General features: G+C 45.1%; 14 protein-coding genes. All 14 read left to right on the forward strand.

Translation table 11 applies throughout. The features are described 5' to 3' along the window. Positions 1-43 precede the first annotated feature (43 nt). A complete protein-coding gene (locus tag GM612_RS04925) occupies positions 44-235 on the forward strand; it encodes a hypothetical protein (RefSeq protein ID WP_155431259.1) in 192 nt (63 codons plus the stop codon). A 173-nt stretch (positions 236-408) separates the two neighbouring features. Next, a complete protein-coding gene (locus GM612_RS04930; protein ID WP_155431260.1) occupies positions 409-675 on the forward strand; it encodes a phosphocarrier protein HPr in 267 nt (88 codons plus the stop codon). Then, positions 675-2,393, forward strand: a complete 1,719-nt coding sequence (ptsP, locus tag GM612_RS04935; protein ID WP_155431261.1) for a phosphoenolpyruvate--protein phosphotransferase — start codon at positions 675-677, stop codon at positions 2,391-2,393. The genes GM612_RS04930 and ptsP overlap by 1 nt, the downstream gene beginning before the upstream one ends. Before the next feature lie 388 nt (positions 2,394-2,781). Continuing rightward, complete coding sequence (locus GM612_RS04940; protein WP_343031808.1) at positions 2,782-3,960, forward strand: glycosyltransferase family 4 protein; 1,179 nt, start codon at positions 2,782-2,784, stop codon at positions 3,958-3,960. Positions 3,961-3,981: 21 nt separating this feature from the next. Then, on the forward strand, positions 3,982-5,001 hold the full coding sequence (locus GM612_RS04945; protein WP_155431263.1) for a glycosyltransferase family 4 protein: 1,020 nt from the start codon (positions 3,982-3,984) through the stop codon (positions 4,999-5,001). Positions 5,002-5,006: 5 nt separating this feature from the next. Further along, positions 5,007-6,026: a lysylphosphatidylglycerol synthase transmembrane domain-containing protein gene (locus GM612_RS04950; RefSeq protein WP_155431264.1), complete on the forward strand. Its 1,020-nt coding sequence runs from the start codon at positions 5,007-5,009 to the stop codon at positions 6,024-6,026. Positions 6,027-6,376: 350 nt separating this feature from the next. After that, positions 6,377-6,976, forward strand: a complete 600-nt coding sequence (ruvA, locus tag GM612_RS04955; RefSeq protein ID WP_155431265.1) for a Holliday junction branch migration protein RuvA — start codon at positions 6,377-6,379, stop codon at positions 6,974-6,976. A gap of 30 nt (positions 6,977-7,006) precedes the next feature. After that, complete coding sequence (ruvB, locus tag GM612_RS04960) at positions 7,007-8,020, forward strand: Holliday junction branch migration DNA helicase RuvB (RefSeq protein ID WP_155431266.1); 1,014 nt, start codon at positions 7,007-7,009, stop codon at positions 8,018-8,020. Positions 8,021-8,033: 13 nt separating this feature from the next. After that, the gene (gene queA, locus GM612_RS04965; RefSeq protein WP_155431267.1) at positions 8,034-9,068 is read left to right on the forward strand and encodes a tRNA preQ1(34) S-adenosylmethionine ribosyltransferase-isomerase QueA; all 1,035 of its coding nucleotides are present in this window, start codon (positions 8,034-8,036) and stop codon (positions 9,066-9,068) included. Between the two features lie 73 nt (positions 9,069-9,141). Then, positions 9,142-10,284: a tRNA guanosine(34) transglycosylase Tgt gene (tgt, locus tag GM612_RS04970; RefSeq protein ID WP_155431268.1), complete on the forward strand. Its 1,143-nt coding sequence runs from the start codon at positions 9,142-9,144 to the stop codon at positions 10,282-10,284. A 64-nt stretch (positions 10,285-10,348) separates the two neighbouring features. Next, complete coding sequence (gene yajC, locus GM612_RS04975) at positions 10,349-10,840, forward strand: preprotein translocase subunit YajC (RefSeq protein WP_281349215.1); 492 nt, start codon at positions 10,349-10,351, stop codon at positions 10,838-10,840. A 50-nt stretch (positions 10,841-10,890) separates the two neighbouring features. After that, on the forward strand, positions 10,891-12,018 hold the full coding sequence (gene dinB, locus GM612_RS04980; protein WP_343031809.1) for a DNA polymerase IV: 1,128 nt from the start codon (positions 10,891-10,893) through the stop codon (positions 12,016-12,018). A gap of 104 nt (positions 12,019-12,122) precedes the next feature. Further along, positions 12,123-13,082, forward strand: coding sequence for a DHH family phosphoesterase (locus tag GM612_RS04985; RefSeq protein WP_155431269.1), 960 nt, complete (start codon positions 12,123-12,125; stop codon positions 13,080-13,082). Position 13,083: 1 nt separating this feature from the next. Next, on the forward strand, positions 13,084-14,423 hold a 1,340-nt coding region (locus tag GM612_RS04990; RefSeq protein WP_155431270.1), incomplete at its 3' end, for a DEAD/DEAH box helicase.

Below are 14,423 nucleotides of genomic sequence, written 5' to 3' on the forward strand. Positions count from 1 at the left end.
AATATTGGTTGCTGAGGAATTAATTCGTGTGGAGGTGACAGCTATGGCTGAGGACTATGCCAATTTAATGGCCCAACTTAAAGCTGGCCAATTAAACGAGTTCACGGTTGAACCAAAGGACTTTATGGCGTTTCAACGGGCGTACATGAACTTTGAGTCGCGTAAGCGTGTCGTTGGTCGTGCCGAGAAGAATGGTCAGATCATTTACCACTATGACCATGAGCAAACGCAATAAATTATTGAATGAAAGCGGTTGATGAAATATCCGCTGGCGCTTGTATTTTCTCACATAAATTGATATTCTTAGGATAAAGGTGCGTTTTCGATAGATTTCACAAAACCGTTATTTATGAAATCACCTAGAAAATAGCCCAATTTGTTTTTAGCTCATAAAGGAGATTGATCATTATGGAAAAACGGAACTTTCGGATTACTGCAGAAACTGGGATTCATGCTCGTCCAGCAACGTTATTGGTACAAGCTGCCAGCAAGTATAACTCAGACATTACCCTTGAATACGACGGTAAGTCAGTTAACTTAAAGTCAATTATGGGTGTCATGTCATTAGGTGTTGGTCAAAACACGGAGATCACTATCTCAGCTGACGGCGATGACGAAACAGAGGCCATGGAAGACGTTGCTAAGACCATGAAAGAAGAAGGCCTCTCAGAATAATGTCTAGTCAGGTGCTTAATGGTATTGCGGCCAGTGATGGCATTGCAATTGCCAAGTCATACCGGCTTGTTGATCCTGACCTTTCCTATTCTAAAACTAAAATTACGGACGTTGAAGCTGAAGTCACCCGGCTATCGAGTGCACTGGTGCGGGCAAAAAAAGCAGTGACCCAAATCAAAGCTAACGCCGTTAAAACGATGGGTGCGCATGAAGCAGCAGTGTTTGATGCGCACCTTGAAATTTTATCAGACCCCGAATTGATCAAACAAATCGTGCGATTGATTCGCGATCAAAAGATGAACGCTGAAGCTGCTTTAACGAGCGTCACTAATGATTATATTAACCTATTTGAAAACATGGCTGATAATCCCTATATGCAGGGGCGCAGCAGTGATGTTAAGGATATTACAAAACGGGTCATGGCTAATTTGCTGGGGGTTACATTGCCTAATCCGGCTTTAATTGACCATGAAGTGATCATTATTGCTCATGATTTAACACCCAGTGATACCGCTCAGTTAGATCGCCGTTTCGTCAAGGGATTCATTACTGACGTTGGCGGGCGGACGTCCCACTCTGCCATTATGGCTAGAACGTTAGAGATTCCAGCGGTGGTTGGTGTGCAAAATGCCACTGCCACCATTAAGACGGGCGACACAGTTATCGTGGACGGCTTACATGGCCGAGCAGTTGATGCGCCAAATGCAAAAGAGATTCAAAGTTATCAAAGCGCCGCTGCTGATTACGCCGAGCAGCGAATCGAATGGCGGCGGCTGAAATTCGCCCAGAGCTTGACGAAGGATGGCGTTTCTCATTTAATCACTGCTAATATTGGCACACCGGATGACCTGCAAGCTGTAATTGATAATGGTGCAGATGGTATTGGGCTTTTTCGCAGTGAATTTCTGTATATGAACACTGATGATTGGCCTACTGAAGACCAGCAGTTTGAGGCCTATCGGTCAGTGGTCGCTAAACTCAGCGATCAGCCGGTGGTCGTACGAACCATGGATATCGGCGGTGACAAGGGCTTGCCCTATCTGCAGCTGCCCAATGAAATGAATCCGTTTATGGGCTATCGAGCGATTCGAATCAGTTTGACCCGAAAAGATATTTTTCGAACCCAATTACGGGCGTTGATCCGGGCTTCCGCTTTTGGTAATCTGTGGATCATGTTTCCAATGATTGCGACTTTGGCAGAGTTCAGGCAGGCTAAACAAGTTTACCTAGAGGAACGACAACGGCTGATCGACCAGGGCACCTCGGTCGGGCAAATCAAAATCGGTATTATGGTTGAAGTTCCCGCCGCTGCTGTCTTAGCAGATCAATTTGCTAAAGAAGTTGATTTTATGAGTATCGGGACCAATGATTTGATTGGCTATACAATGGCGGCTGACCGGACAAACGAACGGGTCTCGTACCTGTATCAACCGTATAATCCAGCTATTTTACGCCTCATTAAACAGGTTATTGATGCCTGTCATCAGGAGGGTAAAGTGGCTGCGATGTGTGGTGAGATGGCTGGGGATCAAATTGCCGTACCAATTCTAGTTGGTATGGGGCTTGACGAATTTTCCATGAGTGCTACCAGTATTTTGAAGACACGGGCGCTATTTCGCCGGCTTGATTCAACCAAAATGGCTGAATTGGCGCAAAAGGCCGTTGAAGCTGAGACTAATGACGATGTAATCCGATTAGTGGATGAAACCGTTTTTTAAAACTTAATTGTAAGATGTTCGAATGCTAATCAAGTCGGATTCGACTTGATTAGCTTTTTTTGTTTGGGCAGGGTTGAAAACCAGTCACTCGATGAGCAGTCATGATCAGATTAAACACCGCTATTGCATCATTTTGTTAACTTAAAATCTTTTTCGTCATTTTTTAAGTAATAATGTTAGTTTTTAGATTAAATATAAATATTAAGAAAACTCAAAGGTTATTGCACGGGCTACGACGATACGTTAAAGTTAGTTAACTAAGTAACTAACCTGTCATGTGAATGGTTATGTCTTTTCTAAGGTAAACTTCAAGCCTTGCATTCCGATAGGCTAACCAATATAATTGTCTTCATTAAAGAAAACGGATTTAAAGTTTGGGGGGATAGTCGTGAACATTGGTTTATTTACGGACACATACTTCCCTCAAGTGAGCGGTGTCGCAACTTCAATTAAGACACTGCGTCATGAGCTGGAAAAACAAGGTCATCAAGTCTACATTTTTACAACCACCGATCCACACGTCGAAAAGGATGTCTACGAGCGTAATATTTTTCGTTTTCCTAGTATTCCATTCGTTTCTTTTACTGACCGCCGAATTGCTTTTAGGGGTCTTTTACACGCCTATCAGTTAGCAAAGGAACTCAATTTGGATGTGATTCATACCCAAACGGAATTTTCAATGGGATTAATTGGCAAGTTTGTTGCTAGGGCACTAAAAATTCCTTGTTTGCACACTTATCACACAATGTATGAAGATTATTTGCACTACGTTGCTAACGGTAAAATTCTTAAACCGGTGCACGTGAAACAGATGACGCTTGCTTTTTGCTCGCATTTGGACGGTGTTGTTGCGCCTAGTGATCGGGTTTTAGACAAGCTAACTGGCTATGGTGTTCAGGTGCCAATTAGAGTTATCCCAACGGGTATTGATCTGGATCAGTACGCACCAAACGACGAGGAGCTGGACGTCCGTGATAAATACCACGTTCCTGCGTCCGCACCGTTACTGCTGTCATTGAGTCGGGTGGCTTACGAAAAAAACATCAAGGCGTTGATTGACGGATTTACGACGATTTTGCAGCAGATACCAGACGCCTACTTGATGATCGTTGGTGATGGACCAGCCAAGGAGGACCTTGAGCAGCAGGCCCACGATTTGGGATTGGATGAACACGTGATTTTTACTGGTGAGATCAATAATAATGAGGTTGCGGCCTTTTACCATGCCGCTACGCTCTTTGCTTCAGCATCTGATTCTGAGTCTCAAGGTTTAACGTACATCGAGGCTTTGGCCACTGACACCAAAATCGTTGTTAAGAGCAGTCCATACACTGATGAACTGCTTCAAGATCCTGACTTGGGGACGACTTTTAAGACTGATGACGAAATGGTCAAACAACTGATTTATTATTTAAAGCACCCAAAAATCATGAACAAACAAGCTTTGCACGACACGTTAAGGGCTTCATCAAGTGAAGCCTTTGGCGAAAAAGTGGTGGAATTTTATCAGGATGCCCAGCTAAGTTACGAAGATAGTAGTGAGAATTCGGCGGACATCAGCAATTAACCTTTAGAAACGGAGTCGGCTATGTTAAAGATTACTATGTTTTCAGCAGCAGCGTCAGTCAAAGGGCAAGGGGTCGGTAGTGTCTACCTCGAATTGGTCCACCTTTTAAAGACTCGCGAAGCAGATCAGCTGGACATTCATATCAATGAATATGGTCGGTCTGATATCAGCCACTATCACACGGTTAACTTTTCCTATTATTTATCAACGTTTATGCCGGGTCGCGGACGTAAAATCGGTTTCGTTCATTTTCTGCCCGAAACGCTTGAAGGTAGTCTAAAGCTGCCCAAAATTGCGAAGGCAGTTTTTTACCGTTATGTGATTGCCTTTTACAAACGGATGGATCAGCTGGTGGTGGTTAATCCATCATTCATCCCGAAACTGGAAGCGTATGGTATCAATCAGGACCAAATCACGTACATTCCGAATTTTGTGAGTTCTGAAACCTTCCACCCAGCGGATGAATCTACCAAGGAACAGCTGCGAAGGCAGTATGGTTACCCGGCTAAGTTTACGATTCTTGGTTCTGGTCAGATTCAAGTCAGAAAGGGCGTTTTTGATTTTATCGAATTAGCCAAACGCCATCCGGAAATGCAGTTTATCTGGACGGGTGGCTTTTCGTTTGGTCGGATAACAGACGGGTATGAGGCACTCAAAGAAATTGTTGATGATCCACCAGCTAACCTCAGTTTCCCGGGAATCATTGACCGTGATAAATTGGTTGACTACTATAATATGGCTGACCTTTTTTTGCTACCCTCTTACAATGAGTTGTTTCCGATGTCGGTCTTGGAAGCGTTCAGTACGCACACACCGGTTTTACTGCGAGATCTTGATCTTTACCATTCAATTATTCAAGGTGATTATGCGGGTGCAAAAGACGTTGATGAGATGGAAAAAATCATCCTGCACTTGAGCACTGATTCATCAGCGCTTGCAGCTTTAAAAGATAAGGCGAAGCAAGCTGCTAACTATTATTCTGAGGAACGGTTAGCAAAAATCTGGTTGGAGTTCTACACTGAACAGGCTAAAAAAGGATAATAGACATGTCTAGACGTAATAAAATTGCCTTATTTCTCATCTTGTTATTAGGGGTGTCGATTTTTGGCTATTCGCTTCGTGACATTAAACTAAATATTTTAATTCGTGATTTTACAACCATTCACCTGGGCTGGCTTTTAGTTGCCATTTTGTGCATGTTACTGTACTTCGGCCTTGAAGGCATGGTTGTTAAAGTCTTCGTCGATGAACGAATCGGTCAGTATTCGTTTAAAAGTGCGCTGCGCATTCCTTTGATTGAGCAGCTTTTTAACGGTATTACACCGTTTTCTTCTGGTGGTCAACCGGCGCAACTGATTGCGATGCTGCAAAGTGGCATCGATGGTGGCCGTGCCAGTTCGATTTTGTTGATGAAGTTTATTGTGTACCAAGCAATGATCGTCATTAATTTTTTGATTGCCCTACTGATTGGATTTAACTACATGGTTAGTAAAATGAGTTACTTATCACTGTTTGTTGTCTTTGGCTTTGTCGTTCATTTTGGCGTTATTGTCGGTTTGTTTTTAGTGATGTTTTGGCCGCAGTTCACCAAGAAATTGATGCGGCTCGTTATGATTCCGGTTCGTTGGTTTACCAAAAAAGAACGGGTGGACGAGTGGGTGACTAAGCTAGATACCAAGATCGATCTATTTTACGCTGAAAGTGTCCAGTTGATTGGTCAGTGGAAGCTTTTGCTAAAGGTGATCCTAGTGACGTTCGTTCAGCTGATGAGTTACTACCTGGTTCCGTACTTTATTATGCTCTCACTAGGGTATACCCAGGCTAACGTTGTGATGATTACTTGTCTGCACGTGCTGATCGTGATGGTGATTTCAATTTTCCCTATTCCTGGTGGCTCTGGCGGGGCGGAATACGCGTTCACCGTGCTGTTTAGCAGTTACATTACGAATTCCAGTAAATTAGTTTTAGCAATGTTACTCTGGCGGATCCTCACCTATTACTTTGGCATCTTTGCCGGCATTGGTGCATTAGCAGTCAAGCCGGATAAAATTAATATTCGAAAGTAAGGCAGCGAGGCAAAACTCGGTTAGATCCTAGAATGTCATCAAAGAACGTCGTCGATTCCGGTTTGGAATCTGCGGCGCTCTTTACTTGCATGGCCTGGATCCGATTTTTGACGCACGTTAGACCATGGACAGTTTCGAAATTGAGTCATATATTTAACTACATCTACGTTAAGAAATCAGTTTGATACTTACCAATTTTAATTTTGATTCAATTTTTTAAAATCGAGCCCGGTTTTCCTGAATCTTTACCGTCTTGCTTACTGGTACGAAACCGTGGTACAATCTTTTAAGCAAACATACGTTTACCTAAAAAAGATCAATTTGATCAGATAGAACTGGAGCAATTTAACATGTATCAATACTTAAATGGCAGCATTGTCGATATTCAGCCAGCTTACGTGGTGCTTGACGTTAACGGAGTTGGCTATCTGATTCACGTGGCGAATCCCTTTCGGTTTGAGGTTGGCGACGAATTGATCAGGATCTACGTTCATCAAACGATCAGTGATACTGCTCAGACGCTTTACGGCTTCAGTTCGTTACGCGAAAAGCAGTTGTTTGAAAAACTGTTGGCGGTGTCTGGTATTGGGGCTAAGAGTGCCCTTGCAATTCTGGCAAATGGCGATCAACAAGCCATCGTAGACGCCATCAGTCAAAACAACGTTAGTTTCTTAACTAAGTTTCCTGGTATCGGGAAAAAGACGGCTCAGCAAATCGTTTTGGATCTGAAGGATAAATTGGCTGACTTTTCGCCAGTTGGTCAAGTGAGCTTGCCAACCAGTGATGTTATCAGTGAAGATGATCCCGAACTAGCCGATGCCCTGGAAGCACTGAGCGCTTTGGGGTATAAGGATCGCGATGTGGCACGAGTGAAAAAAACGTTGGTCAAGGAACCTGATCTGTCAACGGATGTATATCTGAGCAAAGCATTAAAATTATTAACGAAGTAAAGTCAAGTTCTTAGGATGGAGGGTGCTTATATGACTGAAGATGATCGAATCGTCACCGGTGAAGCTAAGGATGACGCTGAATCCTCAGTTGAACAATCATTAAGACCGTCCAGTTTAGCGACCTATATCGGCCAAAGCGCGCTGAAACGGGAGTTAAGTGTGTATATTCGAGCGGCTAAAAAGCGCGAAGAAGCGCTTGATCACGTTCTGCTTTACGGCCCTCCTGGACTGGGGAAAACAACCCTCGCCATGATTATTGCGAGTGAAATGCAGGTTGGCATTAAAACGACTAGTGGTCCGGCGATCGAAAAGACCGGCGACTTGGTGGCGTTGCTAAATGAACTCCAGCCGGGTGACGTTTTATTTATCGATGAGATTCACCGTCTACCAAAAGTGGTCGAAGAAATGTTGTACTCGGCAATGGAAGATTTCTACATCGATATTGTTGTCGGGCAGGGGCCAACAGCCCACCCCGTGCATTTTCCATTACCGCCCTTTACGTTGATTGGGGCAACTACTCGGGCGGGCTTGTTGTCCGCACCATTACGCGATCGGTTCGGTATCGTGGGGCACATGGCCTATTACAATACTGACGAACTGGAAGAGATCGTCATGCGATCGGCGCGAATTCTTAATTCCCCGATTCAAGAAGAGGGTGCGCACGAGATTGCCCGTCGCTCACGTGGTACGCCAAGAATCGCCAATCGATTGCTAAAGCGGATCCGTGACTTTGCGGAAGTTTCTGATCAGCATGATTCAATTGACCGGCCAATCGTGCAACAGGCTTTAAAAATGTTGCAAGTCGATGAAGACGGGCTCGACCAGACTGATTTGAAACTGCTGCGGACTATGATTCGCTTTTATAACGGTGGACCAGTGGGTTTAAATACTCTGGCGGCCAACATCGGTGAAGAAACGGATACGGTAGCAGAAATGTACGAACCGTTTCTGTTACAGAAGGGCTTTATTAAGCGTACTGCTCGTGGCAGAATGGTGACACCACTAGCTTACGAGCACCTTGGCATCTCCCCGGAACATAACTGAAAGGATCCTCACAATGACACTGACAACTGAAGATTTTGACTATGATTTACCACACGAACTCATTGCCCAGACTCCAATCAAAAAACGTGATGCGTCACGTTTACTGGTCTTGGATCATCAAACCGGTGAAATGAGCGACAAACATTTTTATGATATTATTGATTATTTGAACCCCGGTGACGCGGTTGTGATGAACAATTCGCGAGTCATGCCAGCCCGGATCTATGGCGTTAAGCCAGCAACGGGCGGTCACGTAGAAGTTCTATTACTGCATAATACCCAGGGTGATGAATGGGAGACGCTTATGAAACCGGCTAAACGACTTAAAGTTGGGACGGTTGTCAGTTTCGGAAACGGTGCACTAACTGCCACGGTGACCAAAGAACTGGATCACGGTGGCCGAATGATTGAATTTCACTACGATGGCATCTTTATGGAGATTCTTGAAAAACTGGGTGAGACGCCACTGCCACCTTACATTAAGGAAAAGCTGGATGATCCGGAGCGCTACCAAACGGTGTACGCTAAAGATCCCGGCTCTGCAGCCGCACCAACGGCTGGTCTTCACTGGACCAAGGAATTACTACAGAAGGTGCAGGATAAAGGTGTTAAGTTAGTTTATCTGACCTTGCACGTGGGTCTTGGAACCTTTCGGCCAGTCGATGAAAAAAACATTGAAGACCATAAGATGCATTCCGAATTCTACCAACTTTCTGAAGAATCTGCTAAAACACTGAATGACGTTCGTGCCAATGGTGGTCGCATAATTGCGACCGGGACAACCTCAATCAGGACTTTGGAGACGATTGGTACTAAGTTCCATGGTGAGATCCATGCAGATTCTGGCTGGACCGATATTTTCATTAAACCAGGTTATCAATGGCAGGTAGTTGATGCCTTCATCACTAACTTCCATCTACCAAAATCAACGTTAGTGATGCTGGTGGCGGCCTTCACGGGTCGTGAGAACATTTTGAACGCTTACCAGCATGCCATTAAGGAGCGCTACCGGTTCTTTAGCTTTGGTGATGCAATGTTTATTAAATAGTCAATAGGATTTTAAGGGCGACCTTTTGCGACGTGCAAGGGGCCGTTGTTAGTTTAATCATGGAGGAATTTGTATGGAACCAGCGATCAAATATCGCCTGATCAAAACCGAGAAACACACGGGTGCCCGACTGGGAGAACTCATTACACCTCATGGTACCTTTCCAACGCCGATGTTTATGCCAGTCGGGACTCAGGCCACTGTAAAATCACTTTCACCCGAGGAACTGGATGACATGGGGGCCGGTGTTATTCTAGCTAACACCTACCACTTATGGCTGCAACCGGGTGAAGACCTAGTCAAAGAAGCCGGTGGTCTGCATCAATTTATGAATTGGCACAAACCAATCTTGACTGACTCCGGCGGCTTCCAAGTCTTTTCACTTGCAGAGAACCGAAACATTACTGAAGAGGGCGTTCATTTCAGGAATCCGGCCAGTGGGGATAAGCTTTTCTTGTCACCAGAAAAGGCCATGCAGATTGAAAATGACTTGGGGCCAGATATCATGATGAGTCTTGACGAATGCCCACCGTTTTTCGAAAGTTATGATTACATTAAACATTCGGTAGAACGTACTTCTAGGTGGGCCGAGCGAGGACTTAAGGCGCATGCTAATCCCGACTGGCAAGGGCTGTTTGGAATTGTTCAGGGTGCCGGTTATGAAGACCTGCGCCGGCAGTCGGCTAATGACTTAGTCAGTATGGACTTTCCCGGTTATTCAATTGGTGGTTTATCCGTCGGGGAATCAAAGACTGAAATGAACCGGGTGCTAGACTTTACCACCCCGATGTTGCCAACCAATAAACCACGTTATCTGATGGGCGTGGGCTCGCCAGATTCACTGATCGATGGCGTGATGCGCGGTATTGACATGTTTGACTGTGTCTTGCCAACGCGGATTGCTCGTCGTGGAACCTGCATGACGAGTCATGGTCGTTTGACGGTAAAGAATGCCAAATACGCCCGTGATTTCAACCCAATTGATGACCAGTGCGACTGTTATACGTGTCGTAACTACACTCGCGCCTACATTCGGCACCTATTCAAAGCGGACGAGAGCTTCGGAATGCGGTTGACGAGTTATCATAATTTATACTTTTTACTGCATCTCATGCAGGATGTCCGTCAGGCTATCATGGCTGATGATTTAGTGGATTTCCGTGCCCGTTTCTTTGAAGAATATGGCTATAATCGGCCAAATCCAAAAAACTTTTAAGATTTAATAGACGTTTAAGCGAATTTTTGTTAAATTATACAATAGACAAAGGTGGGTGAAAGTATTGAACGTTTTAGCAAGTTCAGGTTCAAGTGCTGGAGGATACTCCAGCTTAATTTTGATTGTGGTAATGATCGTTGCGATGTATTTCTTAATGATCCGGCCACAACGTCGGCAACAAAAAAAGCATCAAGATACGTTGAATCAGTTGAAAAAGGGCGATCACGTTATTACAATTGGTCGGCTTCACGGTGTTATTGATGAAATCAATAATGAAGCACGCACAGTGACACTTGATTGTGACGGTATTTATTTGGTTTTTGACATGAATGCTATTGCAACAGTGACTCAACGTGCAGCAGCCGCTGAAGTTGCTCCAGCAGCAACGGATACCAAGTCAAATAGTGAAGCACCTGCTTCACAGGCTTCAGCTGATGAAGCCACGGACGCGAGTTCAGAGGCAGCGTCAGCTCAACCAGCTGCCCCGAGCGAATCGACTAGTGATGATTCGGATCAATCATCTGAAGCGTCAGATGATCCAAAAGCTGAAAAGTAGGCTTGAATCTCCCGTGTAGGGGGATTTTTTTGCTGTAAGGGGGGATCAAAGTGGATAATCCAGTGCATGTTAAAGCAGACCGGCAAATTTTACACGTCGATATGGATGCGTTCTATGCTTCCATTGAGCAGCGTGATACCCCAGCCTATAAAACGCTGCCGCTCGTAATTTCTCGAGATCCACGACAAACTGGCGGCCGTGGTGTGGTGACCACGGCTAATTACGTTGCAAGACAATATGGTGTCCACTCAGCCATGCCATCTCAACAGGCTTTAAAACTTTGTCCACAGGCCATCTTTGTGACCCCTAACTTTCACCATTACCGAGCAATTTCAGATCAAATTCACCGGATTTTTCATGAATACACGGATATTATTGAAACGGTGGCTTTTGATGAAGCCTATCTAGACGTCACCAAGAATAAATTAAACCTGGACGATCCCGTTGCACTCGCCGTTCAATTGCAGGCTGAAATTTGGGATCAGACCCATTTAACCAGTTCCATCGGGATTTCTTACAGTAAATTTCTTGCTAAAGAGGCATCTGATTACCGCAAACCAGTTGGGATTACGATTATTCATGCGGGGGACGCACATGATTTTTTGATGCAGCTGCCCATCGAAAGGTTTCGGGGTGTTGGTAAGAAGACCGTACCCAAAATGCATGAGCTAAATATTAATAATGGTCAAGATCTTTATCAGTGGCACGAACTCGACCTGATTCAAAAATTTGGTCGTTTTGGTGAAGTTCTTTATCAGCGGGTTCGTGGGGTTGATGACCGACCCGTTGAGTATCAGCGGGAACGTAAGTCAATCGGCAATGAAAGTACTTACTGGCCGTTTTTGACCACTCGTGGCGAAGTCGACACGCAGTTGGACAAGTTGGCAATGCAGGTTGCAAAAGTCGTCAAGAGTAAGCAGATGCACGGCCGGACACTGGTTTTAAAGGTTCGCTATGGTGACTTTAGAACTAAGACTAAGCGCAGCACGCAAACGGAATTTATTGAAAATGATCCCAGTGTGTACGCTCAAATGGCCAAAAATATCATGAACGAACTGCCAGAGAGTCCGGAAGGGATTCGGTTACTAGGAATTACTTTAACGGGTTTAGCACCGATTTCATTTGAAAACATTGCGCTTGATCTGTTTGAAGATCAGCAACGACGCAGATTTCGCTGAGTAATTTTAAATTTCGTTGAGGCGTCAATCCCGCACCTTGTATTTCTTGGTTCCAGCCCCTATACTATAAAGACGACTAAAAGCGTTGAAAGGTGATACTTTACATGACATTATTAGATACTCAAACTGATATTTTAAATGCAATTAAGCAGCATAAAACTATCATTATTCACCGGCATCAACGACCTGATCCGGATGCGATCGGGTCACAGATGGGGCTGGCCGCGATTTTACGAGCCAGTTTTCCCACTAAAAAGGTTTATTCAGTTGGCAAGCAGTATCCTGGCTTTGATTGGTTAGGTAAAACGGATACGATTGATGATGATGTTTATAAAGGGGCGTTGGTAATCGTTGTTGATACTGCTAATCAGCCGCGGGTCGACGATGCTCGTTATACGACCGGTGATCAATTGATCAAAATTGACCATCATCCAAATGATGATCCATTTGGTGATCCAATGTGGGTCGCACCTAGCTCGTCTAGTACTTCGGAATTGATTTTTGATTTTTACACAGCTATGAAGGACCAGCTCACGTGTACTGGGGAAGCGGCAAGACTCCTGTACGCCGGGATCGTTGGTGATACCGGACGCTTCATGTATCCGGCAACGTCACCGCACACGATGCAAGTGGCTGGCGAGCTCATGAAGTTTGACTTTTCAGCCAGTGATGTCAACGAACAAGAAGATGAGATCTCAATCCCACTAGCACGGTTATCAGCCTACGTTTATGATCAGTTGACGATCCTGCCAAGTGGGGCAGCCTATATTAAGTTGAGCGACGAGGTGTTGGAACCCTTTAAGCTAGGCGACGAGTCGACGAGCGCTGTTGTGCCATTACCGGGGCGGCTGAGAGAAGTCAAGGCCTGGGCAATTTTCGTGGAATCTAAGGACCATACTTTCCGCATTCGGCTACGTTCTAAGGGTCCCGCGATCAATGAATTAGCCAAGCGGCACGGCGGTGGCGGACACCCATTAGCCAGCGGTGCTGTGGCTCATGACGACGATGAAATCAAGCAGGTCGTCAAAGAACTAGATGCTCTGGTGGCAAAACAAGGAGAATAAAATGAGTCAAACTTTTGCAGAGTTCGGGCTGAAACCCTATTTGGTTGAGGCTGTCGATGAACTTGGATTCACCGAACCCACTGCGGTTCAAGAAAAATTAATTCCCGTCGTTCGAGCAGGCAAGAGCGTGGTTGGTCAATCACAGACCGGTAGCGGAAAGACCCACGCCTTTTTACTGCCGATTTTTGACGGGTTGGACGCCGATGCCCATGAGGTGCAAGCAGTTATTACAACACCTAGCCGGGAACTGGCCTATCAAATCTACAATGATGCTAAGCAGCTGGCAAAGCACAGTCCGGAGCAGCTGCACATTGGTAATTACGTTGGTGGGACTGACAAGCAGCGCCAAATTGAAAAGTTAACCCATGAACAGCCTGAACTGGTCATTGGCACCCCCGGGCGAATTCGTGATTTGATCAAGAATGGAGTCTTAGACGTTCACACAGCAAAGCAATTCGTGGTTGATGAGGCTGACATGACGCTAGATCTGGGCTTCTTGCAAGAGGTTGACCAAATTGCAGCCCGGATGCCCAAGCACTTGCAGATGATGGTTTTTTCGGCAACCATTCCAGCCAAGTTGCGGCCATTTTTGCGGAAATACATGGAAAACCCGGTAGTTGAAGAGATCCCAGTAAAATCCGTGATTAGTCCAACGATTGACAACTGGCTGATTGCCACCAAGGGACACTCCAAAAATGAGTTGATCTACAAGTTATTAACGATGGGCGAACCCTACCTGGCACTGGTCTTTGCTAATACTAAACAACGAGTAGTAGAAATTGCTGATTTTCTAAAAGACCAGGGGTTAAAGGTTGCGGTGATTCATGGTGACTTGCCGGCTCGGCAACGCAAACGTGTCATGCGTGAAGTGCAAAATTTGGACTTCCAATTTGTAGTTGCAACTGACCTAGCTGCTCGTGGCATCGACATCGATGGTGTTTCTCATGTGATCAATGACGGCATTCCAGAAGATCTGGACTACTTCATTCACCGGGTCGGCCGAACTGGTCGAAAGGGGTTGCCAGGCACGGCAATTACCTTCTATTCACCAGATGAAGAGGAACAGATTCAGGCCTTGGAAGATATGGGTATCAGGTTCAAACCAAAAGAAATTAAAAATGGCGAAGTGGTTGATTCCTTTGACCGAAACCGCCGTAAAAAACGCAGTCATAAAGGGCCTAAAATCTCTGGTGCAATGGCCGGGCAGATTCAAAAGAAAAAGCGCAAGGTCAAACCTGGGTATAAAAAACAGATCAAAAAAGCCATTGCAAAAGAGGAGTGGTTTGAAAAGCGGGTGGCGAAACGTCAAAAGAATCGCCAAGCGCGGAAACAAAAACGAGC

It is taken from the genome of Secundilactobacillus folii (genome assembly GCF_009720675.1).
GTDB classification, from domain to species: Bacteria; Bacillota; Bacilli; order Lactobacillales; family Lactobacillaceae; genus Secundilactobacillus; species Secundilactobacillus folii.

Excerpts from the sequence above, each read along its gene's own strand:
- GM612_RS04925 (WP_155431259.1), top strand. The coding sequence starts at position 44 with ATGGCTGAGGACTATGCCAATTTAATGGCCCAACTTAAAGCTGGCCAA.
- GM612_RS04930 (WP_155431260.1), top strand. The coding sequence starts at position 409 with ATGGAAAAACGGAACTTTCGGATTACTGCAGAAACTGGGATTCATGCT.
- ptsP (WP_155431261.1), top strand. The coding sequence starts at position 675 with ATGTCTAGTCAGGTGCTTAATGGTATTGCGGCCAGTGATGGCATTGCA.
- GM612_RS04945 (WP_155431263.1), top strand. The coding sequence starts at position 3,982 with ATGTTAAAGATTACTATGTTTTCAGCAGCAGCGTCAGTCAAAGGGCAA.
- GM612_RS04950 (WP_155431264.1), top strand. The coding sequence starts at position 5,007 with ATGTCTAGACGTAATAAAATTGCCTTATTTCTCATCTTGTTATTAGGG.
- ruvA (WP_155431265.1), top strand. The coding sequence starts at position 6,377 with ATGTATCAATACTTAAATGGCAGCATTGTCGATATTCAGCCAGCTTAC.
- ruvB (WP_155431266.1), top strand. The coding sequence starts at position 7,007 with ATGACTGAAGATGATCGAATCGTCACCGGTGAAGCTAAGGATGACGCT.
- queA (WP_155431267.1), top strand. The coding sequence starts at position 8,034 with ATGACACTGACAACTGAAGATTTTGACTATGATTTACCACACGAACTC.
- tgt (WP_155431268.1), top strand. The coding sequence starts at position 9,142 with ATGGAACCAGCGATCAAATATCGCCTGATCAAAACCGAGAAACACACG.
- GM612_RS04985 (WP_155431269.1), top strand. The coding sequence starts at position 12,123 with ATGACATTATTAGATACTCAAACTGATATTTTAAATGCAATTAAGCAG.